Source organism: Afipia sp. GAS231, assembly GCF_900103365.1.
Taxonomy (GTDB): Bacteria; Pseudomonadota; Alphaproteobacteria; order Rhizobiales; family Xanthobacteraceae; genus Bradyrhizobium.
Genome location: NZ_LT629703.1, coordinates 6,309,289 through 6,331,098 on the forward strand (window position 1 = coordinate 6,309,289; position 21,810 = coordinate 6,331,098).

A 21,810-nucleotide genomic window follows, 5' to 3' on the forward strand; every position below is an offset into this window, starting at 1 on the left:
TCCCATATTTTTTTGTTGGGAGGTAATCATGTGCCAGCAATCCGGCATAAAGCGGGCAAGCTTTGACAAAGCAACCGGAGGATGCCGGTGCCGGGCGAGGCTCGGGCCCGGATGGCGCGCAGCGCTATCCGGAACCGTCGCTGCCTAAGCCCCTGACATCGCCGTGTTCCGGGCAATGAAACCGTCAGATCGGATCCCAGGTGAAGATGTCCCCCGAGCGATCCAGCTTGGGGAACGACGACTTCAGTGCCGGAATCGCATGTTCGCCGATGGTCTGCGGCGTCCAGCCCTCGCTGCGTTGTACCGAACGCAGCGGGCGGTTCTGGCTGAACAGGAAAATCTCGTTCATGCGGACGCCGAAGATCTGACCGGTGACGTCCTTGGCGGCGTCGGACAGCAGGAAGGCGCACATCGGCGCGATCTTTTCCGGGCCCATCTGCTTGATCTTCTCGACCCGCGCCTTTTCCGCTTCGGTCTCGGTCGGGATGGTGCCGATCATGCGGGTCCAGGCGAACGGCGAGACGCAGTTCGAACGGACGTTGAAGCGCCCCATGTCGAGCGCGATCGACTTCGACAGGCCGACGATGCCGAGCTTGGCGGCGGCGTAGTTGGCCTGGCCGTAATTGCCGATCAGGCCGGAGGTCGAGGTGAAGTGGACGAAGGAGCCGCTCTCCTGTTCGCGGAACAGCCGCGCTGCGGCGTGGCTGACATAGAACGAGCCCATCAGGTGCACCTTGATGACGGCCTCGAACGCCTCGACGCTCATCTTGTGGAAGATCATGTCACGCAGGATGCCGGCATTGTTGACGACGGCGTCGAGCCGTCCGAAATGGTCGGTCGCCGTCTTGACGATCTTGCTGGCGGGGATCGCTTCCGCCACCGACTCGAAGTTCGGAACCGCGGTGCCGCCGCGCTTTTTGATCTCCTCGACCACTTCCTCGGCCGGCGAAGCCGACGAGCCGGCGCCGTCGGCCGAGCCGCCGGGATCGTTGACAACGACCTTGGCGCCTTCGGCGGCGCACAGCAGCGCGATCTCGCGCCCGATGCCGCGGCCCGCGCCGGTGACGATGATGACTTTGTCTTGCAGTGATTTGGCCATGGGGCTCTCCCGTTGTTGTCTGTCATTCCGGGGCGATGCGCAGCATCGAACCCGGAATCTCGAGATTCCGGGTCTGGTCCTTCGGACCATCCCGGAATGACGAGAGTGATTACTTCTCGTTCGTAAAAATGATCGTGCCTGACGCGGCGAACATGCCGCCGACACCGTGGCAGACCGAGATTTTCGCGCCCGGCACTTGCGCCGGTGCGATGCCGCGCATCTGCCGCACGCTTTCCTGCAGCGCGTACATGCCGTACATGCCCGAATGCATGTAGCTGAGGCCGCCGCCATTGGTGTTGAGTGGCAGCTTGCCGCCGGGGCGGGTGTTGCCGTCGGCGATGAACTTGCCGGTCTCCTCGTGCGGCATGAAGCCGAGGTCGCCAAGCCCATAGAGCGGCAAATGCGCAAAGGCGTCGTAGATCATGAGATGATCGACGTCCTTGTGGGCGATGCCGGCTTCCCTGAAGGCGGTCGGGCCTGCGACCTTGAAGGCACGCGATGAGTCAAACGTCTTCATCTGGCTGACCATCGGCGTTTCCACGCTCTCGCCGGTGCCGAGGATATAGACCGGCTTGTTCGGAAAGTCCTTGGCGCGGTCCGCCGAGGTCAGGATCAGCGCGCCGCCGCCGTCGGTGACGAGGCAGCATTGCAGGATGCGGAACGGGTAGGCGATCATCCGCGAGTTCAGGACGTCCGCGACCGTGATCGGGTCCTTCATGGTGGCGCGCGGATTCTTCGCGGCCCATTCCCGCTGCACCACCGCGACTGAAGCAATTTGTTCATGCGTGATGCCATGCGTCTTCATGTAGCGCAGCACCGGGATCGGAAACATGCTCGGCGGGCCGTAGACGCCGAACGGTGACTCGAATTGGCCGTTGAGGCTGTCTGCCGGCGTCGAGCGCGGCTGCTTGCCGATCATCGACTTGCCGCTTTCCGCATGCGTGATCAGCACGGTCTTGCAGAGGCCGGCCTCGATCGCGGCCGCGGCGTGGCGGACGTGCAGCATGAACGAACAGCCGCCGACCGAGGTGCCATCAACCCAGGTCGGGGTAATGCCGAGATAGTGCGCGATCTGCTGCGGGGTTTCCACCGCGGTAGCGATACCGTCGATGTCGGACAGTTTCAGTCCGGCATCGGCAATGGCGTTGAGCGCCGCATCCGCATGGAGCTGGATCTGCGACATGTTGGGGATGACGCCGAGTTCGGTGGTTTCGGCGGCGCCGACGACGGCGACTGCGTTTCTGCGCATGGTGCTTAGCCCTTCGCCGGACGGAACTGGGGAAGGGTGATCTTGTCGTCGAGTTTCTCGAACGCGACTTCGAGCTTCATGTCGAGCTCGAGCGCCTCCGGTGTCTGCGGACAATCGATGATGTTGCTCATCATGCGCGGGCCTTCGGCGAGTTCGACGATCGCGATCGCATAAGGCGGCGTGAAGCCGGGCGCGGCGGGACGGTGGTTGATGACGTAGCTGTAGAGCGTACCCTTGCCGCTCGCCTTGAACACCGAGACCTTGCGCGAGGCGCAGGACGGACAGAACGGGCGCGGCGGGAAATAGACATTGGCGCAGGCGTCGCAGCGCTGCAGGCGCAACTCACCGGCCGCAGTACCATCCCAGAAATGCTGGGTCTCCGGCGTCGGTTTCGGTTTAGCGCGCGCTGGCTCCGCCATTCGGCAATTCCTCCCCGTGGGATTTGGGCTTGCGCCCGATTGTTGCGATCTTGATGCGACATTTGACCATTCCACGTCAACGGTCCAGCGTTGCTGCCGCATGGCCGCATTCCGGCAAACGAGAGCGCTTGTATGCCAGCGATTTCCCGCGCTAGGGTATTTGTCATCCGCATCGCCAAAAAAAGACACGTGATGCCAACAAACGCGACAGCACCGGGATCACATGCCTGACAAGCCGACACTCGCCTCCCTGGCCGCCGATCTTGCTTCCGGCGCGACAACCGCCCGCAGACTGGTCGAGGCGTGCCTCGCCAAAATCGCCGACCCCGCAGGCGAAGGCCAGCGTGTCTTTATTCGCGTCGACAAGGACGCAGCCCTTGACGCTGCCGACGCCATGGACCGGCTGCGCAAAGCCAAGGCAGCACCGTCGCCGTTCGCGGGCATTCCGGTGTCGATCAAGGACCTCTTCGACATCAAGGGGCAGGTGACCCGCGCCGGTTCGCGTGCACTGGAGGATTCCGCGCCCGCGGAAACTGACGCGACCGTGGTGGCGCGGCTGCGCCGGGCCGGATTCATCGTGATCGGCCGAACCAACATGACCGAATTCGCTTATTCCGGCATCGGCATCAATCCGCATTATGGCACGCCGAAAAGCGCCTGGAACCGCAGCGTCGGCCATGTGCCCGGCGGCTCGTCCTCCGGTGCCGCGGTTTCCATCGCCGATCAAATGGCGTTCGGCGCGCTCGGCACCGACACCGGCGGCTCCTGCCGGATTCCGGCCGCCTTCAACGGCATCGTCGGCTTCAAGCCGACGCAACGCCGCGTGCCGCTCGATGGCGGCGTGCCGTTGTCGCTCTCGCTCGACAGTTTTGGGCCGCTGGCGCGCAGCGTCGCCTGTTGCGCGGTGCTGGACGCCGTGCTGGCCGACGAGCCGGTGCAGCCATTGCAGCCGCGCACGGTCAAGGGCATGCGGCTCGCGGTGCCGACGACCGTGGCGCTCGATGATCTTGATGACGTGGTGGCGAAGACATTCGAGCGGGCACTGGAAACCCTGTCACGCGCCGGTGCCCTGATCGAACGGATCGAGGTGCCGGAATTTCACGATGTCGGCGTGATGAATGCCAAGGGCGGCTTTGCCGCGGCCGAAAGCTATGCCTGGCATCGTTATCTGCTCACGAGCAAGGGCGACGTCTACGATCCCCGCGTTTCGCTCCGCATCCTGCGCGGCGAGGGCATCGGCGCCGCCGACTATATCGATATCCTCAATGCGCGGCGGTCGTTCATCGCGCGGACGGATAAACGCATTGCGCCTTACGACGCGCTGGTATTGCCGACCACGGCGAATACGCCGCCAAAGATCGCTGACCTCGCCGACGACAAGGTCTTCACGGTCCAGAACTTGCGCGCTCTGCGCAACTGCACGCTGATCAACGTGCTCGACGGTTGCGCGATCTCGCTGCCGGCGAATCGCGACGGCGAGGTGCCGGTCGGGCTGATGCTGGCCGCCGCGGGCGGATCGGATCGGCGGATTTTCGAGCTTGCGGCGGGAATGGAGAACATCATCCGTGTTTGATCTCACCTTCACCATCGAGGACAAGGGCGCCGGCATGCCGCTGACGCTCGCGATCGACCAGGCCGTCATCGCCGGCTGGACCGGCCGCGATCCGGTCGCGCGCGACAAGCATATCGCCGAGCTCGAAGCGATCGGTATCGCGCGCCCGGCATCGACGCCGATCTATTACCGCGTCGCCGCGTGCCGGATCACCATGGCAGATCGTATCGAGGTATCCGGCGGCGATTCCAGTGGCGAGGTCGAGTTCGTGCTGATCGGCTGGCAGGGCCGCATCTTCGTCGGCTGCGGTTCCGACCATACCGACCGCAAGGTGGAGGCCTACAGCGTCACCGTTTCCAAGCAGATGTGCGACAAGCCGATCGCCTCCGAGCTGTGGGAGCTCGAGGAGGTCATCGGCCACTGGGACCAGATGATCTTGCGGTCGTGGGCCGTGATCGACGGTGTCCGCGTGCTCTATCAGGAAGGCACGCTCGACGGCATGCTGCCGGTGAAAGACCTGATCGCGCGCGGTTTTGGCGGCAAGGGCCTGCCGGACGGCTGCGCGATGTTCGGCGGAACCTTCGCGGCCAAGGGCGGTATCCGCGCGGCCAGCCGGTTCGAGTTCGAACTGGAGGATCCCGTGCTGAAGCGGAAGATCAGCCACGGCTATGATGTGATTGCGCTGCCGGTGCTGGGATAGAATTCAATCTCAGTCGTCATGCCCGGGCTTGTCCCGGGCATCCACGCCTTCAGTCAATAAAGCGAGACGTGGATGGCCGGGACAAGCCCGGCCATGACGGAGAGAAATTTGCCCGGAAATCGGGTGGCGCCGGCCGGCGCGCTTTGCGAAACTGCCGCCCATGAAAGCACACGCAAAAACCATCGATCGTCCCGCCGCCGACATCGCCTCTCGCGTTGATGGCCTCGACTGGACCCAAGCCACCACCGATCTCGACGGTCAAGGCTGCGCCGTGCTGAAGGGATTGCTGTCGCCGGGCGAGTGCGCCGCCGTCGCCGCGCTCTATCCCGACGACACAAACTTCCGCAGCCGGGTCGTGATGGGCCGCCATGGCTTCGGCCGCGGCGAATACAAGTATTTCACCTATCCGCTGCCTGACCTGATCGCGCAGTTGCGGCCCGCGCTCTATGCGCGGCTGTGTGGCACAGCCAATCGCTGGAACGAGACGATGGGGATCGATATCCGTTACCCCGATCGCCACGAGGCGTTTTTGAAGCGCTGCCATGAGGCCGGTCAGACCCGGCCGACACCGCTGCTGCTGCAATATGGCGCCGGCGACTACAATTGCCTGCACCAGGACCTGTACGGCGAACACGTGTTCCCGCTGCAGGTCGCGATCCTGCTCTCGGAACCCGGTCGTGACTTTACGGGCGGCGAGTTTGTGCTGACCGAACAACGGCCGCGGATGCAGTCCCGGCCCGAAGTGGTTCCGCTGGCGCAGGGCGATGCGGTGGCCTTTGCTGTGCATCACCGGCCCGTGCAGGGGACGCACGGGTTCTACCGGGTTAATCTGCGCCATGGCGTCAGCCGGATCCGCTCCGGCCATCGCCACACCGTCGGTGTGATCTTCCACGATGCGAAATGAGTGCTGATAACATTGACCACGGATTTATTCGCTGCCGTTCCCGACGTGCGCCCGCCGCGCCAGGCGATGGCGGATGGCGCGGTGCTGCTGCGCGGATTCGTAAGGCCCTATGAGAGCGAATTGATCGCAAGCCTGCGCGAGATTGTCGCGCAGGCGCCGTTCCGGCGCATGTTCACGCCCGGCGGCCACCAGATGTCGGTGGCGATGACCAACTGCGGCAACGCCGGCTGGGTCACCGATCACACCGGCTATCGCTACGACGGCATCGATCCGGTCTCCGGCCAGCCATGGCCGGCGATGCCGGCGGTGTTTCGCGCGCTGGCCGAGACGGCGGCGAGGGAAGGCGGCTTCGAGGGATTTTCGCCTGATGCCTGTCTGATCAACCGCTACGCGCCCGGCGCGCGGATGTCGCTGCATCAGGACCGCAACGAAAACGATTTCGGCGCGCCGATCGTGTCGGTATCGCTGGGACTGCCCGCGACGTTCCTGTTCGGCGGCCCCAAGCGCGCCGACAAGCCGCAGCGCTACCGGCTGGAGCATGGCGACGTGGTGGTCTGGGGCGGGCCGTCGCGGCTGTTCTTTCACGGGGTGGCGCCGCTCGCCGACGGCGAACATGCCGCGATGGGCCGCCAGCGCATCAATCTGACGTTTCGCAAGGCCCGGTGAGAGCTCTTACTTCCCTCTCCCCTTGTGGGAGAGGGTGGATCGAATGAGCGTCAGCTCATTCGAGACGGGTGAGGGGTTTGTCTCCGTGGATAGAGACCCCTCATCCGCCTTTGCTGCGCGAAGGCACCTTCTCCCACAAGGGGAGAAGGGAAGGACGCGTGCCTTTCCATCTAAGTTCCCGCTGGTCTACACTCCCTCCGCCGGGAGCCCGAAATGACCACCACCGACATCAACGCCGACATCAGCGCCAGCGCCAATCGCACCGGCGTCTATCTCGCCGTGCTGCAACTGGTGTTCACGCTGGGCTGGACCACCTATGTCATTTATCTGCCGAAACTCGCTGGCTTGGTCGGGATCGCGCCGGGCACCGTCATTCTGATCCTGATGCTGGATCAGGCGGTTTTCACCATCAGCGATACCGCCATGGGCATTGCCGCCGACAGGATCGCGGGGCTGTTCGGCCGGATCGGCTTGTTCGTGGGTGTCCTGACCGCGATTTCCTGCGCGGCGTTCGTCGCGCTGCCGTTCGTCGCCGGCACCGGTCCGGGCGGACAGGTCTGGCTCATCGTTCTGATCGTGATCTGGGCCGTTACCTCGTCGGCGCTGCGCGCACCGCCGCTGACACTGCTGGGAAAGTACGGCGCACGGCCGCGGATTCCGTTCCTGGCGGCGCTGGCGATGCTGGGTTACGGGCTTGCGGGCGCGGTGTCGCCCTATCTCGGCGTGGTGCTGCGCGACCAGGATCCGCGGCTTCCGTTTTTGATCTCCGGCGCGGTGCTGCTGATCACGACGCTGGCGCTGTCGAAGGTCGAGCGCGGAGCGGCGCAGGATTCCGTTGCGTCTGAACCGGCCGTATCAGCCAAACCGCTCGGCCGGATACCGATCGTGTTCATCGCCTCGATGGTGATTCTTTCGCTCGGTTCCCAGTTGCATTTCAGCATCAACAGCGCGCCGTTCTTCCTGCGCTTTGCCAAGCCCGAGCAGCTGCAGTGGCTGCTGCCGGTGTTCTGGATCGGATTCAATATCGCGATGTTTCCGGCCAGCACCGTCGTCAAGCATCGTGGCGGGCTGTTCGTGATTGGGGCTGCCGGTTTGCTCGGCGCGATTGCAGCGTTGGGCGCGGAGCTCGCCGTCAACCTGAACATGCTGATCGCAGCCCAGTTCGTCGCGGGTGCGGCGTGGGGCTGCATGCTGATGGCCGCGGTCTCGGCGGCGCTGGCGATCGGGGAAAACGGCACCGAAGGCAAGCTGGTGGGGCTGGTATTTTCAGCGTTGGCGCTGGCGACGTTTGCGCGGATGGCGGCGGTGGCCGGCGGCTTGCAGAAGCTACCGGAATACGCACCGCTGTTGCAGTGGGCGCCGGTAGCGTGCTGGTCGGTCGCCGGCGCCGGGTTGCTGGTGATCGCAGCATCCCGGGCGCAGCGCAAGTTGGCGGTCTAGTTGTTCTTCGCCGGGTGAATGAACTCCCACGGAGTGACTTCCGAATCCGTCGGCACCTCGATCGCGATCACATAAGGCCCGCCATCGGCCAGCGCCTTTTCCAGCGCGGGGCGGAAATGATCGGGCGAGGTGACGCGCGCAGCACCGACGCCGAAGGATTCCGCCAGCTTGACGAAATCGGGATTGACGAGATCGGAGGCGACCACGCGGCCTTCGAAGCGCTGCACCTGGTCGCGGCGCACATTGCCATAGGCGTTGTTGTTGAAGATCAGCGTCACCACGCCGATCTTGAACTGCACGGCGGTCGCCAATTCCTGCACCGCGAACATGAAGCCGCCGTCGCCGGTTATCGCGACCACCGGCCGCTCCGGATTGGCGACCTTGGCGCCGAGCGCGGTAGGGAAGCCGGAGCCGAGCGTGCCCTGATAGCCCGAGGTGATGAAGGTGCGCGGCTGGTAGATCGGAAAGCCGTACCAGGAGGCGAAGCCGACCTGCGACAATTCGTCGGTGACGATCGCATTGGCCGGCAGCACTTCGCGCAGGATATTCAGATACGCCATCTGCGGCTGGATTTTTTGAATCTCCACATGCGAAGCAGCAGTCGCCTCACGGATCGCGGCGCGCCGGCCGCTGATCTTGCTGTAGCCAGCCTTCGTCACGGCGGCGGCGAGCTCGGCCGTGCCGGCCTTGGCATCGGCGATCACGGCGCAATCCGGCGTGTAGCGCCGCATCTCGACCGGATCGATGTCGATGCGGACAGATTTCAGGCCGTCGGGGCGATAGGGCCAGCGCGACATCGTCGGCAGTTCCAGCCGCGTGCCGATGCCGATCATCAGATCGGTGGTCGGCCACAGTTTGTAGGCTGCCGCCATGGTCAACCCGAGTTCATGGGCATTGGAAACGATGCCGCGACCGCTGCGGAACGCCACGACAGGTGCGTCGATCATTTCCGCCAGTTCGAGGATTTCCTCGGCCGCGTCAATGGCGCCGCTGCCGACAAAGATCATCGGCGCCTTGCTTCCCTTGACCAGCGCCGCGGCGGCCTTGATGCGATCGGGATCGGGCTTCGGCGCCGGAAACAGGTCGAACGGCGTTGCCGGGCCGACTTCCGCGCGCTGGGTGAACACGTCCCACGGCATTTCCAGCGACACCGGGCCGCGCCGCCCGGACAGCATCTCCTGGAACGCGCGCGACACCATCGCCGGCGCGACATCCGGATATTCGATTCTGTCGGCCCATTTCACAAACGTCTTCAGCGTTGCCAACTGGTCCGGCATTTCGTGCAGATGGCCGCGGCCCTTGCCGAGAAATTGCGTCGGCACCTGGCCGGTCAGGCACAGCACCGGCTCGTTCGCTCCGAACGCCGTCAACAGCGCGGCGCCGGCGTTGAGCACGCCGGGGCCGGGCACGACGCTGAACACGCCGGGCTTGCCGGTCGAGCGCGCGTACCCATAGGCCATGTAGCCGCAGGCCTGCTCATGCCGCGCGCCGATCACCTTGAGCTGCGCCTGATGGAAGGCGTCGAACAGGCCGTAGATCTGTGCGCCGGGCAGGCCGAACACGGTTTCGACGCCATGCGCGACGAGGCCATTGACGATTGCTTCGCCGCCGGAAGTTGAAGTCATTGTATTGTCCAATCGCTCACGGGAATTATCAGGTTTCGTCGACGACGCCGTTCTTCAGCACGCCGACGCCTTCGGCCTCGACCTCGATGACGTCGCCGGGCTTGAGGTAGCGCGGCGGGTCGAACCGCGCGCCGGCGCCGGTGGGTGTGCCCGTCACGATGACGTCGCCGGGCACCAGCGTGGTGAAGGTCGAGATGTAGCTGAGGAGATAGCGGAAGCCAAAAATCAAGCGACCGGTGCGGTCGTCCTGCCGGGTCTCGCCATTGACCTTGGTGGTCAGGTGAATGTCGGCGATCTGCGCCTCGTTGGTGTAGGGCACCAGCCACGGACCAAGGCTGCCGGTGGAGTCGAAATTCTTGCCCTGGGTGACGTTGAACTTGGCGTGCCGCACCCAGTCGCGGAGCGTGCCTTCGTTGCACAGCGTGATGGCGGCGATGTGATCCAGTGCGGCGCTTTCCTTGATGTGGCGGCCGGCCTTGCCGATCACGATCACCAGTTCGCCCTCGTAGTCGAGCTGCGACGACGCGCGCGGGCGGACCAGCGGCGTCTCGTGGCCGACAAACGAGCGCGGCGTGCGCATGAACATGCTCGGGTATCTCGGCGCGTCCTGGCCGTCCTTGTATTCGGCATTGCGGTCCGGGTAGTTGACGCCGATGCAGATGATCTTTTCCGGCACCGGGATCGGCGGCTGCCAGGTGATCGCGTCGAGGGAATAATCCGGCCCGCGCTTTTCGGCATCTTCGATCAACTTTGGCAGGGCATTGGCCGCGATCGCTTCGCGCAGGGTCGGATAGTCGCGGCTGAAATGGGCGGAAAGATCGACGATGCCGGCTTTGACGACAGCGCCGTATTTGGTCGACCCATTGACGGAGAAGGTGGCGAGACGATGTGAGGTCATGGGATGTCCAGTTAGCCCGGCTTCATGCCGCGTGCCTTGAGCGCGGCCGTGACGGTGGGAGTTGCCAGATACTCGATGAAGGCATAGGCGGCATCGTATTCCTTGACGTCGGCGGCGAGGGCCGCGATGAACACCAGTTCCTGTTGCAATTCGGCCGGGAACGGCCCCACGAGTTCGACGCTGGGTGCGATCAGGACGTTGGTCAGGAATACGCCGAGCTCGGCCTCGCCGTTGGCGACCGCTGGAGCAATCTGCGGCGGACCGGCCTGCGCCTTGGTCTTGGCCTTCATCTCGTCGGCAATGCCGAGGCGCTCGAACACTTTTGTTACATAGGCGCCGGCGGCACTCGCCGGCACCGACGCAATCGAAGACGCGGCGAGCAGGGTCTTCTTCAACGCATCCGGTGTAGAGATATCGGGTTTCGGCGCACCGGCGCGGATGGCGACGCCATAGCCGACATGCGCGAAGTCGATGGTCGGTAGCATGAAGCGGGCTTCGGGGACATCCTTGAAGACATCGACGGGAACGACAACGACATCGAACGGCGTGCCCGCGTTGATCCGCGTGACGATGTTGGGCGTGGAGTCGAAAAGGATCGAAAGCGTGTGGCCGGTGACCTTCTCGAAAGTCGGCGTGAGTTCGTTGAGCAGAGCCGTCAGCGAGCCGCCCGCGATCACTTTGAGTTCTGCAGCTTGCAACGGAGATATGAGCGCCATAGCGAGAATCCCCGAGAGTGCGACAGATAGTCGTTTCAGCAACAGTCTGGTCACGGCGCTTTTCCTTTGGTCAGACCCAGCCTAGTCCGCAATCGTGACATCGGCGACAAACGCCGGCTCGCGCACCGCCTGTCCCGTGAACGGCGAACCCTCTTCGAACCAGGAGCGCGGCGCGGGCGCGCCCCACAGTGTTTGACGGCGCGGGTCCTTCAGCGACCAGCGCAGCGGCTCGTGGTCGTGATCGCCTGTGAAGTAATCGCTGGTGTAGAGCTCGAGGCGGTGGCCGTCGGGATCCCTGACATAAAGAAAGAACGCGTTCGAAATGCCGTGGCGGCCGGGGCCACGCTCGATGTTCTTCAGAAAGCCGCTGGAGGCCATGACGTCGCAGAGATGCAGGATGTTCATCGCCGTCGGCACCCAATAGGCAAAGTGGTGCAGGCGAGGACCTTTTCCGTTGGTGATGGCGAAGTCGTGCACATTGCCCTTGCGGTGCATCCAGGCGGCGGCGATGCGCCCGTTCGGCCCGTCTTCCTCGCCGTACTCGGTCAAGCGGAAGCCGAGCCGCGCATAGAAGTCGACGGTGTTCTGCACTTCAGGCGAGAACACGTTGAAATGGTCGAGCCGCTGCGGGTGGCAGCCCTTGTAGAGGTCGTAGCGGCGCAACAGATGCGGGCGCTTTTCCATCGCGGCATAGAGTTCGAGCTGGAAGCCCAAGGGATCGGTGAACTGCAGCGTGCGGCCCTGGAACGGCTGCTCGGTGAAGGCGTAGGCGATGCCGTTCTCGGAGAAGAAGCTGGCGGCCTTGTCGAGATCGCCGTCGTTGCCGACCTTGAAGCCGAGGCGGTTGCAGGCCGCGACCGGCGCTTTCCGCAGCACCAGTGAGTGATGCTGATGTTCCTCGCTGCCGCGCAGGTAGACCGCGTTGTCGTCGCGATCCTCGACGTGGAGACCGACGGTGGTCTCGTAGAACGCCCGGCTCTTGTCCAGATCGACGACATCGAGTACGGCGTGGCTCGAGCGGATGATGTTGAAGGGGGGATCGAAGATGTGTGTCGGCACCGGCATAGGCGTTCCCTTGTTTGGCTTTCGTCATTCCGGGGCGATGCGAAGCATCGAACCCGGAATCTCGAGGTTCTCAGATGCGCAATTGCGCATCGTAGTTCGCTTCGCGCCCCGGAACGACGATGCGTTTACATTCCCAGTTTCTGAATCTTGTGCGTCCCGCGCGCCAGCGAGACGTGTTTGGTTTCCATGTAGAAGTCGAACGAGTAGTCGCCGCCGTCGCGGCCGATGCCTGATGATTTCATGCCGCCGAACGGCGTCGGCAGGTGGCGGACGTTTTCCGAGTTGAGCCAGATCATGCCGGCTTCCAGCGCGTCGGCGACGCGCAGCGCGCGGCCCATGTCGCCGGTCCAGACGTAACCGGTGAGGCCATACTGCACGCCATTGGCGATCTCGATCGCGTCGTTCTCGTCCTTGAACGGGATCACGGTCAGGAACGGGCCGAACACTTCCTCCTGCGCTACCCGCATGTTCGGATGTGCGCCGGTGACCAGCGTCGGCTCTACGTAGTGCCCGCCGCCGGGGCCGTCATGCGGTCGGCCGCCGACGGCGATGGTGGCGCCGTCCTGGCGGGCGATGTCGAAATAGCTGCAGACCTTGGCCAGATGCCGCTCGTGGATCAGCGGTCCGATTTCGGTGGCGGGATCCAGCGGATGCCCGACCTTCAGCGCCTTCACCCGTGCGGTGAGCTTTTCGATGAATTTGTCGGCGATGCCCTGCTGGACCAGCAACCGGCTGGACGAGGTGCAGCGCTCGCCGTTCAGCGAGTAGATCATGAAGACGACCGCATCGAGCGCGCGATCGAGATCGGCGTCGTCGAACACGATGACGGGATTCTTGCCGCCGAGCTCGAAATGCACCCGCTTCAGGGTCGGCGCGCCCTGCGCCATGATCGCCGAACCCGTCGAACTCTCGCCGACGAAGCCGATGGCCTTGATCGCGGGGTGCTCGGTCAAGGCCTTGCCGGCTTCCTCGCCGAAGCCGTGCACGGTATTGAGCACGCCATCGGGCAGGCCGGCCTGCTTGGCGAGCTTTGTCAGCAGGTCCGCGGTCACCGGCGACCATTCCGCCGGCTTGTGCACGACGGTGCAACCGGCCGCCAGCGCCGGGGCGATCTTCCAGGTCGACAGCATGAACGGCGTGTTCCACGGCGTGATGACGCCGACCGGGCCGATCGGCACCCGGGTCGAGATGTTCCAGTGCTCGTCGCTCGGCGTGCTGAGGCCGTCGCGCGCCTCGGCGCATTTGTCGGCGAAGAAGCGGAAATTCTCGGCGGCCCGGATCGCGGCCTTGGCCATGAAGCGGTGGGCCTGGCCGGTGTCGATGCATTCGAGCACGGCGATGTCGTCGGCATTGTCCTCGATCGCATCGGCGACGCGGTGCAGCAATTTCTTGCGCGCCGTCGCGGGCATGTCGCGCCACGACTTGAAGGCACGGCTGGCGGCGGTCGCGGCGCGGTCGATGTCCTCGGCGTTGCCGCGGGCGACGGTCGCCAGCGCGGAGGTGCCGTCGACCGGGGACTTGGTCTCGAAGGTCTGGCCAGAAACCGACGGCACGCTCTTGCCGTCGATCATGTGGTTGATGCCCTCGGCCGCCAATTTGACGAGCAGGGGGCCGACGCGGTCGCGGTTGGCCTTGAAGGCGTCCTTCGGTGTCACTTTATCCATGGGCGGTCTCCACTTTCAGAGCTTCGTGGATGTTGTTGCGTTTCCAGCTGGTTTCCTTGCCGTTGATCTGCATGTCGAACGACAGCGCGAACTTCGAGTTCGCAAACACCGGATCAAGATAGGCCGACAAGGCCTTGAAAATATGTTCGCCGGCCTTTTGCCTTGTAGCGAGGTCGCGGCCCTCGCCGAGCCGCAGCACCATGTCGAGAAAGCCGAAGTTGCTGCGGCCATCGGCGATCGCATAGTGCTCGCATCTGATGGCGCGGACGCGGATGCCGCCGAGCGGGAAGATCCCGGTCGCAACCGCTTCCTTGCGCACCAGTTCCACCACCGCGCCCATGTCGACGCGGCCGTCGAGATTGGCTGAATATTCAATCGTGAAGTGCGGCATGTTGGGGGTGCTCCCGCGATTGCTAAAGTGTCAGGCGAAGTAGCAGCTCACCGAGCCGTAGGCGCCGTAATCGGCCTGGATGGTGTCGCCCTTCTTGGTCTCGATCGGGCGGATGAACGATCCCGCCAGCACCACCTGGCCGGCCTCCAGCGCCAATCCATTGGGGGCGATCTTGTTGGCGAGCCAGGCCACGGCGGTCGCAGGATGATTGAGCACGCCGGCCGCCAGCCCGGTTTCTTCCAACTGGCCGTTGCGATAGCAGAGCGCGCCGATCCAGCGCAGGTCGGCATCCCCGGGGCGGATCGGGCGGCCGCCGAGCACGATGCCGGCATTGGCGGCGTTGTCGGCGATGGTATCGAAGATCTTTCGGGTGGCCTTGGTCTGCGGATCGACCCGCTCGACCCTGGTGTCGAGGATCTCCAGCGCGGGCACCACGAAGTCGGTGGCGTTGAGCACGTCGAATAGCGTGCAGTCGGGTCCGGACAGCCGCGACTTCATCACGAAGGCCAGTTCGGCCTCGACGCGGGTGGCGATGAAGCGTTCTGATGGCACCAGCCCGCCATCGGCAAAGAACATGTCGTCGAGCAGGATGCCGGAATCCGGCTCGCCGATATTGAGTGCGCTTTGCATCGCCTTCGAGGTCAGGCCGATCTTGTGGCCCTTGACGGTTCGGCCCTGGGCAATCTTCATGTCGACCCACGCCTTCTGAATGGCGTAGGAATCCTCGATCGTTATGCCGGGGTGTTCGAGCGAAATCTGGCGGATCTGGGTGCGGGTCTTCTCGGCATGGTCGAGTCGTTCGGCGGCGCTGCGGATTTGGTCTCTGGAAAGGGTCATGTGCGTCCGCCGTGCGTTCGGCAAAAAGGGGTGCTGGAATTTGATTAACATGTTAAGGGTATCCAGGCAAACCGATTTGATGCTTGCTGCACCGCAAAATTTTTTCTCTCTCGACCAACGGTTTGCGATGGTGGACGACTAGCAATGGCAGACAAGAAATTGCGGAACGGGTCGCGTTCGAATTCCACCGAAGCAGCGGAGAGCCGCCGCGCGCCGATGCGGGAATTCTCCAGGTCACTGCCGATGTCGTTGCTGCGCGCACGCGAAGCGGTGATGCGGCAGTTCCGGCCGTCGCTGCGCAACCATGGTCTGACCGAGCAGCAATGGCGGATCCTGCGCGCCTTGACCGCGGTGGAAACCATCGAGGTCACCGAACTCGCGCGTACCGCCTTCCTGTTGGGGCCGAGCCTGTCGCGAATCCTGCGCGACCTCGAAGCGCGGCACCTGATCGAGCGCCGTACCGCAAAGGACGATCTGCGCCGCGGCGTGGTGTCGATCTCGCCCAAGGGTTTGAAGTTGATCGAGGCGGTGGCGCCGAACTCCGAAGCGATCTACGCCGAAATCACCAATCGCTTTGGCGCCCGTAAGCTTGCCGAACTGCAGGACATGCTGAGCGTGCTGGAGCGTAGCTTAGCTGCGATGGAAGTCGCAGGTGAGGGCGGTGGCGAGGAAGAAGAGTAAAGACAAATTTGCATGATGCCGGGCCCCGGGATGCATAGCTTGCCCCGCTGCACTGTCTTTGAGCAGTAAAAGCCGCCACTACCGTAGAGAAACCAGGGAATAAGCCGGCCCGGGCGGCGTTCATCATCTTTGATGCTCGCATTGAGCGATGGATATCGGCTGTTAGTCGTACTCACCGCGATATCAATTTACTCGGGACGCGAGAATCCGTAAGTACGCATCCGGTTAGCGTCCGGTGAGGACTGCCAAAACCAAGAAAGGCCGACGACGAAGCCCGGCCTCAGGGAGGATTGGATGAAGCTTACGAGACGCGATTTCGCGGCCGGCATTGTTGCCGGTATTGCTGCACCCCACATTTTGACCAGCGCACGGGCGCAGGGCGCCACCATCAAGATCGGCATGTGCGCGCCGGTGACCGGCCCGGCCGCTGAATCCGGCGGATATGCCATCAAGGGCGCCAAACTCGCGCTCGAAGCCGTCAACAAGGCCGGCGGCGTTCTCGGCAAACAGCTCGAGCTGATCGTCGAGGACGACCAGACCACCAATCCCGGCATCGTGCTGGCGTTCTCCAAGCTGGCGGCCCAGTCCGACATCGTCGGCTTCCTCGGTTCGATCCGCTCGACCCAGGTTCACGCCATGGCGCCCGACGTCATCAAGCTCGGCAAGCCGGTCATGATCGGCGGTACCGATCCGAACCTGACCCATATGGGCAATCAGTGGCTGTTCCGTTTCCGCCCCAATGACAGCTATTCGGGCCGCGTGATCGCCGATTACGGCGTCAACACGCTGGGCAAGAAGAAGTGGGCCGTGCTGCATTCGACCGATGCGTTCGGCACCGCCGGCGGCAAGGCGCTGACGGCGGCCCTTGAAAAGCTCGGCGCACCCGCGGTTCTGGATCAGGGCTACGCCAACCAGAGCCAGGACTTCACCCCGGTCGTGCTCGCGATCAAGCAGTCCGGCGCCGAAATTCTCGGTTCCTACTTCACCTTCGAAAACGATCTCGGCATCTTTGCCCGGCAGTTGCGCCAGCTCGGCGTCAATATTCCCTGGGTCGGTTCGCCCTCGATCGTCAACATCACGGCGCTGAAGCTCGCCGGTCCCGCGCTGTACAACACCTATGGCGTGGCCGACTACGCCGAGGATTCCAGCGAGGGATCGAAGGCGTTCGGCAAGCTCTACCGCGACGCCGTCAAGGTCGCGCCCGACAACCAGAGCTCCTGGCCCTACGACGCAATCAACGTGCTCGCGGCCGCGATCAACAAGGCCGGCTCCACCGATGCGACCAAGATCCGCGAGGCGATCCTGGCCACCAAGAAGTTCCCGGGGGCCGAGGGCGAATACAATTTCGACCAGAACGGCGACGGGCTTCACGGCTACAACATCGTGAAGAACGAAAAGGGCAACATCGTCTTCGACAAGCACATCGAGTTCAACGATTGATGTGAGTTCGGCCTCTCCGGTTTCGCCGGGGAGGCCGAAGCTTTTTTGTCGAGCCTTTTTGTCGAACTGTTTCTCTCAACCGATCGCGTGTCATGGATCTCGTCCTACAACTGCTCTTTACCGGCATCGGCATCGGCGCCGTCTATGCGCTGGTCGCGCTAGGCATCGTCCTGATTTTCCGCGCCACCAACGTAGTGAATTTCGCGCAAGGCGAGTTCTCGATGGTCGCCGCCTATCTGATGGTGGTCGCCATCGAGTTCGGCGCGCCTTACTGGCTGGCGTTTCTGGCCGCGCTGGCCGGCATGGCGCTGCTCGGCGTGATCTTCAATCTCGGGGTTTACTACCCCTTGCGTCATCGATCCTTTCTCCCCGTCATCATCGCGACCATCGGCGCCTCGATCCTGCTCGCCAACTCCGTGCTTGCGATCTACGGCCCGCAGCCGCAGGTGCTGCCGGGCTGGTTCGAAACCCCCGGCATCCAGCTTGGGCCGGTTTATCTCGACAGCCAGTACCTGCTGATCATCGCAGTGACCGTCGCGCTCGTGTTCTTCAACTACTGGTTCTTCGAAAAGACCATGCTCGGCAAGAAATTGCAGGCGACGTCGCAGGACAAGGAGATGGCCTCGCTGCTCGGCATTTCCGTCTCGGCCATGATCATGATCACCTTCATCTATTCGGCCGTGCTCGGCGGCCTTGCCGGCGTCCTCGTGGCGCCCGTGCTGTTCGTCTCGATCCAGATGGGCTCGACGATTGCGCTGAAGGCTTTTGCCGCCACCATCATCGGCGGCTTCGGTGACGTCGCCGGCGCCATCATCGGCGGACTTTCGCTCGGCATTATCGAGACTTTCGGTGCGGCTTATATCTCCGTGCCCTACAAGGACGCCTTCGCGTTCCTGGCGCTGGTGCTGTTTTTGATCATCCGGCCGCAGGGCATCTTCGGCGAACGTGTCGCGGAGAAAGCATGAGCGCGCCTTCCGAAAATATGCCGATCGCCGCGTCGTTGCCGCGTTCAAAGCCGCTGCTGCTGCGTCACCTGCCGTATTTCATCGGCGCGGCGATCGCGGTGGCGCTTGCCGGCAACATCCAGTTCGACGGCTACGTCCACAACATCCTGATGCAGGCCACGACGTTTGCGATCGCGGTGTTCGGCCTCTCGGTCGTGCTCGGCCTGTGCGGGCAGATCAATCTCGCGCAGGCTGCGTTCTTCGGCTTCGGCGCCTACGCCGTCGGCATCGGAACGGCGGACTACCACATCAGCTACTGGCTCTGCCTGTTGGCGGGATGCCTGGTCGCGCTCGCGGCAGGCGCGGTATTGGGCATGTCGACGCTGCGGCTTGGCGGCCATTACCTCGCCATGGTGACGATCTCGTTCCAGCAGATCATCACACTGGTCATGATCAATGCGACCTGGCTCACCCACGGTCCGGACGGCGTTTCGCGGATCGGCCGGCCAGATCTGTTTCAGTCGGCGCAAGGTTATCTCGCGTTCTGCGTCGCGGTGCTGGCAATCGTCGGCTACGCGGTCTGGCACCTGTCGGATACGCGGCTCGGGCGGGCGATGCGCGCGGTGCGCGACAACGAACTTGCCGCCGGCGTCGTCGGCGTCGACGTGTTCCGCACCAAGGTTTCCGCCTTTGCATTGAGTGCCGTTCTGGGCGGGTTGGCCGGCGGTCTCTTCGCCGGCGGGTTTGCCTATGTCAGCCCGGACCAGTTCTCGTTCGCCGAGTCGGTGGTGTTCCTGACCATGTCCTTGCTCGGCGGCGTGGCATCGCCGATCGGTTCGGCCATCGGCACGGGTTTGCTGATCCTGATTCCGGAATGGCTGCGGTTCCTGAAAAGCATCCCCGGATTGTATCTCGCGATCTACGGGCTCGCCGTCATCCTGATCATCCGCTTCATGCCTGACGGTATCTGGGGCTTTTTCGCAACCGCCTTCGAGCGTTGGCGCGCGCAGACCAAGGCGCCGCCGGCAGCGGCGGCTTTGCAGCTCAAGCCCGCGAAGGTCGGCGGCGATATCGTGCTCGAAGTCACCGGGCTCTCGAAATATTTCGGCGGCCTCAAGGCGGTCGACGGTGTCGATATCCAGGTGAGGCGCGGCGGGGTTCACGCCCTGATCGGACCGAACGGTTCCGGCAAGACCACGACGCTCAACGTGCTGTCCGGCCTCTACAAGGCCACATCAGGCAAGATTTTGCTCGACGGCACCGACATCACGACGATGCCGCCGCATCAGCGCACGGCGGCGGGGCTGGGACGCACGTTCCAGAACATCCGGCTGTTCCGCTCGATGACGGCGCTGGAGAATGTCGAGATCGGCGCCGAGCGGCCCGGCAATACCATGATCGGGCAGGGCGGCGACGCAGCACTGACCGAACGGGCGATGGAGGCGTTGACCTTCGTCGGACTAGGTGCCCGCGCCAACCAGTTGATCTCGAGCTTCTCCTACGGCCATCAGCGGTTGATCGAGATCGCGCGCGCGCTGGCCGCCAATCCGACCCTGCTGCTGCTCGACGAGCCCGCCGCCGGTCTGAACTCGACCGAAAAGCTTGAACTGCACGAGCTGCTGAAACGGATCGCGGCGCAGGGGCTGACCATCCTGATCATCGATCACGACATGACGCTGGTCTCCGAAGCGGCACAGCACATCACCGTGCTCAATTTCGGACGCCGCATCGCGGACGGCGAATCCATGGCGGTGCTGCGCCATCCCGACGTCGTCTCCGCCTATCTCGGAACCGAATAATGGCGCTGCTCGAAATTCGCGATCTCGTTGTCCGCTACGGCGAAATCGAAGCGTTGCGCGGCATCTCCCTCAATGTCGACGAGGGGCAGGTAGTGACCTTGCTCGGCGCCAACGGCGCCGGCAAATCGACCACGCTGCGCGCCATTTCAGGTCTCGCCAAACCGGCAGCCGGCGACATCCTGTTCGACGGCAAATCGATCGCCGGCCTCGGGCCCGAAGCGATCGTCCGCATGGGCATTTCGCATGTGCCGGAAGGACGCCGGGTATTCCCGGGCCTGACGGTGAAGGAAAACATCATGCTCGGCGCGTCGAACCGCAGGGTCGCGACGTCGCAATTGTCGCGCGAAGCCGACGCGATGTTCGACCTGTTTCCGGACATCCGCTCGTTTGCCAACGCGCTGGGCTGGACCTTGTCCGGCGGCCAGTTGCAGATGGTCGCGGTCGCGCGTGGCCTGATGGCGAAGCCGCGCCTGCTGCTGCTGGACGAGCCCTCGCTGGGGCTGGCGCCCGTCATCGTGCAAGCGGTGTTCCGGATCATCTCGCAGATCAGGAAAGACACCACGGTGCTGCTGGTCGAGCAGAACGCGCGGATGGGGCTTTCGGTCGCCGACCACGGCTTCGTGCTGGAAACCGGCCGGATCGTGCTCGGCGGCAAGCCCGACGAATTGTGGGGCAATGAAGCCATCGCCGCTGCCTATCTCGGCGGGCACGGCAAGGTCAGCGCCTGAAGCGACGTCGATCAGGCGGCAATGCCGGGCGATATCGTGCGGAAAATGCGGGTCTGCGTGGCAGACGCTGCCCTTGCCTGACGATACCGGGGCGGCGATAGTGCGCCCCCGCATCCAGCGGCCGTCAGCTAGACCGGTCCGGCATCAAAAGAAACGACAGAGGAAACGCGATCCATGACTACCAACAACGTCAAGAAAGTATGGGCCTCGGGCAAGGCCGTGGTGAATGCCTGGCTCGCGATTCCGTCCGGCTTTTCGGCCGAAGTGATTGCGCAATGCGGCTTCGACAGCGTCACCGTCGATATGCAGCACGGCGTGCAGGATTACCTCTCGATGGTGCAGTGCTTCCAGGCGATGAACGGCCACCCGGTGACGCCGATGGTCCGCGTTCCCTGGAACGAGCCCGGCATCATCGGCAAGGTGCTCGACGGCGGCGCCTATGGCGTGATCTGCCCGATGATCAACACCAAGCAGGAAGCGGAAAACCTGGTCCAGTACGCCAAGTATCCGCCAAAGGGCACCCGCTCGAACGGCCCGATCCGCTCCGGCATGTACGGCTCGGCCGGCGCCTACCAGCAGACGGCCAACGACGAGATCGTGCTGCTGCCGATGATGGAGACCAAGACGGCGATCGAGAATATGGAATCGATCCTCGACGTCGAGGGCATCAACGGCGTTTACGTCGGCCCCTCCGACCTCGGCTTCTCCTACGGCCTGGTGCCGAAGCTCGATCGCGACGAGCCGGAAATTCTCAAGATCTACGAGAAGATCGTCAAGGAATGCGGCAAGCGCGGCCTGCATCCGGGCATCCACTGCTCGGGCGCCGAGGGCGCGGTGCGCGCGATCAACATGGGCTTCAAGCTCGTGACGCTGTCGAACGAGAGCGGCCTGATGCAGACCTACGCCAAGATGCAGGTCAACCAGACCCGCAAGGAATCGGCCGGCAAGGCGTAAGCGATAATCTCTCTCGCTCCGCACTCTGCGGGGCGAGAG

The 21,810-nt window shown here is 63.8% G+C and carries 21 protein-coding genes; 11 read left to right on the forward strand and 10 right to left on the reverse strand.

What is annotated here, in order from left to right:
• Window positions 1–184 precede the first annotated feature (184 nt).
• From BLS26_RS29700 to BLS26_RS29710, 3 genes are all read right to left on the reverse strand, one after another.
• Complete coding sequence (locus BLS26_RS29700) at window positions 185–1,099, reverse strand: SDR family oxidoreductase (RefSeq protein ID WP_092516046.1); 915 nt, start codon at window positions 1,097–1,099, stop codon at window positions 185–187.
• Window positions 1,100–1,208: 109 nt separating this feature from the next.
• On the reverse strand, window positions 1,209–2,348 hold the full coding sequence (locus tag BLS26_RS29705; RefSeq protein ID WP_092516047.1) for a thiolase: 1,140 nt from the start codon (window positions 2,346–2,348) through the stop codon (window positions 1,209–1,211).
• A gap of 5 nt (window positions 2,349–2,353) precedes the next feature.
• Window positions 2,354–2,767 (reverse strand): Zn-ribbon domain-containing OB-fold protein, encoded by a 414-nt coding sequence (locus tag BLS26_RS29710; protein WP_092516048.1) that lies wholly within the window; start codon window positions 2,765–2,767, stop codon window positions 2,354–2,356.
• A gap of 223 nt (window positions 2,768–2,990) precedes the next feature.
• Between BLS26_RS29710 and BLS26_RS29715 the strand changes: the two genes are divergently transcribed.
• The 5 genes from BLS26_RS29715 to BLS26_RS29735 all read left to right on the forward strand — a co-directional run bounded on the left by BLS26_RS29715 (window position 2,991) and on the right by BLS26_RS29735 (window position 8,029).
• Window positions 2,991–4,340: an amidase gene (locus tag BLS26_RS29715; RefSeq protein WP_092516049.1), complete on the forward strand. Its 1,350-nt coding sequence runs from the start codon at window positions 2,991–2,993 to the stop codon at window positions 4,338–4,340.
• Window positions 4,333–5,019 carry a DUF2848 domain-containing protein gene (locus tag BLS26_RS29720; RefSeq protein WP_092516050.1) on the forward strand — a complete coding sequence of 229 codons (687 nt, stop codon included), beginning with the start codon at window positions 4,333–4,335 and terminating at the stop codon, window positions 5,017–5,019. Before BLS26_RS29715 ends, BLS26_RS29720 begins: the two co-directional genes overlap by 8 nt.
• A 160-nt stretch (window positions 5,020–5,179) precedes the next feature.
• Entirely contained in the window at window positions 5,180–5,923 is a 744-nt protein-coding gene (locus BLS26_RS29725; RefSeq protein WP_092516051.1) for a 2OG-Fe(II) oxygenase, read from the forward strand.
• Between the two features lie 12 nt (window positions 5,924–5,935).
• Window positions 5,936–6,589: a DNA oxidative demethylase AlkB gene (gene alkB, locus BLS26_RS29730; protein ID WP_092516052.1), complete on the forward strand. Its 654-nt coding sequence runs from the start codon at window positions 5,936–5,938 to the stop codon at window positions 6,587–6,589.
• A gap of 213 nt (window positions 6,590–6,802) precedes the next feature.
• Window positions 6,803–8,029: an MFS transporter gene (locus BLS26_RS29735; protein ID WP_092516053.1), complete on the forward strand. Its 1,227-nt coding sequence runs from the start codon at window positions 6,803–6,805 to the stop codon at window positions 8,027–8,029.
• Here BLS26_RS29735 and BLS26_RS29740 read toward each other — a convergent pair.
• From BLS26_RS29740 to hpaH, 7 genes are all read right to left on the reverse strand, one after another.
• A complete protein-coding gene (locus BLS26_RS29740; protein WP_092516054.1) occupies window positions 8,026–9,654 on the reverse strand; it encodes a thiamine pyrophosphate-dependent enzyme in 1,629 nt (542 codons plus the stop codon). The two genes, BLS26_RS29735 and BLS26_RS29740, sit on opposite strands and share 4 nt — an antisense overlap.
• 28 nt (window positions 9,655–9,682) lie before the next feature.
• Window positions 9,683–10,552, reverse strand: a complete 870-nt coding sequence (locus BLS26_RS29745; protein WP_092516055.1) for a fumarylacetoacetate hydrolase family protein — start codon at window positions 10,550–10,552, stop codon at window positions 9,683–9,685.
• Window positions 10,553–10,563: 11 nt separating this feature from the next.
• The gene (locus tag BLS26_RS29750) at window positions 10,564–11,268 is read right to left on the reverse strand and encodes a substrate-binding domain-containing protein (RefSeq protein WP_092516056.1); all 705 of its coding nucleotides are present in this window, start codon (window positions 11,266–11,268) and stop codon (window positions 10,564–10,566) included.
• A gap of 81 nt (window positions 11,269–11,349) precedes the next feature.
• Complete coding sequence (hpaD, locus tag BLS26_RS29755; protein ID WP_092516057.1) at window positions 11,350–12,333, reverse strand: 3,4-dihydroxyphenylacetate 2,3-dioxygenase; 984 nt, start codon at window positions 12,331–12,333, stop codon at window positions 11,350–11,352.
• Between the two features lie 125 nt (window positions 12,334–12,458).
• Window positions 12,459–13,997, reverse strand: coding sequence for a 5-carboxymethyl-2-hydroxymuconate semialdehyde dehydrogenase (gene hpaE / locus BLS26_RS29760; protein ID WP_092516058.1), 1,539 nt, complete (start codon window positions 13,995–13,997; stop codon window positions 12,459–12,461).
• Window positions 13,990–14,388: a 5-carboxymethyl-2-hydroxymuconate Delta-isomerase gene (locus tag BLS26_RS29765; RefSeq protein ID WP_092516059.1), complete on the reverse strand. Its 399-nt coding sequence runs from the start codon at window positions 14,386–14,388 to the stop codon at window positions 13,990–13,992. Before BLS26_RS29765 ends, hpaE begins: the two co-directional genes overlap by 8 nt.
• Window positions 14,389–14,418: 30 nt before the next feature.
• Complete coding sequence (gene hpaH, locus BLS26_RS29770; protein ID WP_092518770.1) at window positions 14,419–15,225, reverse strand: 2-oxo-hept-4-ene-1,7-dioate hydratase; 807 nt, start codon at window positions 15,223–15,225, stop codon at window positions 14,419–14,421.
• A 216-nt stretch (window positions 15,226–15,441) separates the two neighbouring features.
• On the opposite strand from hpaH, the gene hpaR reads away from it, so the two are divergent.
• From hpaR to BLS26_RS29800, 6 genes are all read left to right on the forward strand, one after another.
• Window positions 15,442–15,906, forward strand: coding sequence for a homoprotocatechuate degradation operon regulator HpaR (gene hpaR / locus BLS26_RS29775; protein WP_371361046.1), 465 nt, complete (start codon window positions 15,442–15,444; stop codon window positions 15,904–15,906).
• A 294-nt stretch (window positions 15,907–16,200) separates the two neighbouring features.
• Window positions 16,201–17,346: an ABC transporter substrate-binding protein gene (locus tag BLS26_RS29780; RefSeq protein ID WP_092516061.1), complete on the forward strand. Its 1,146-nt coding sequence runs from the start codon at window positions 16,201–16,203 to the stop codon at window positions 17,344–17,346.
• A 92-nt stretch (window positions 17,347–17,438) separates the two neighbouring features.
• A complete protein-coding gene (locus BLS26_RS29785; protein ID WP_092516062.1) occupies window positions 17,439–18,311 on the forward strand; it encodes a branched-chain amino acid ABC transporter permease in 873 nt (290 codons plus the stop codon).
• Window positions 18,308–20,089 carry an ATP-binding cassette domain-containing protein gene (locus tag BLS26_RS29790; protein ID WP_092516063.1) on the forward strand — a complete coding sequence of 594 codons (1,782 nt, stop codon included), beginning with the start codon at window positions 18,308–18,310 and terminating at the stop codon, window positions 20,087–20,089. The genes BLS26_RS29785 and BLS26_RS29790 overlap by 4 nt, the downstream gene beginning before the upstream one ends.
• Entirely contained in the window at window positions 20,089–20,817 is a 729-nt protein-coding gene (locus tag BLS26_RS29795; protein WP_092516064.1) for an ABC transporter ATP-binding protein, read from the forward strand. The genes BLS26_RS29790 and BLS26_RS29795 overlap by 1 nt, the downstream gene beginning before the upstream one ends.
• A 174-nt stretch (window positions 20,818–20,991) precedes the next feature.
• Entirely contained in the window at window positions 20,992–21,771 is a 780-nt protein-coding gene (locus tag BLS26_RS29800; protein ID WP_092516065.1) for an HpcH/HpaI aldolase/citrate lyase family protein, read from the forward strand.
• Window positions 21,772–21,810 lie beyond the last annotated feature (39 nt).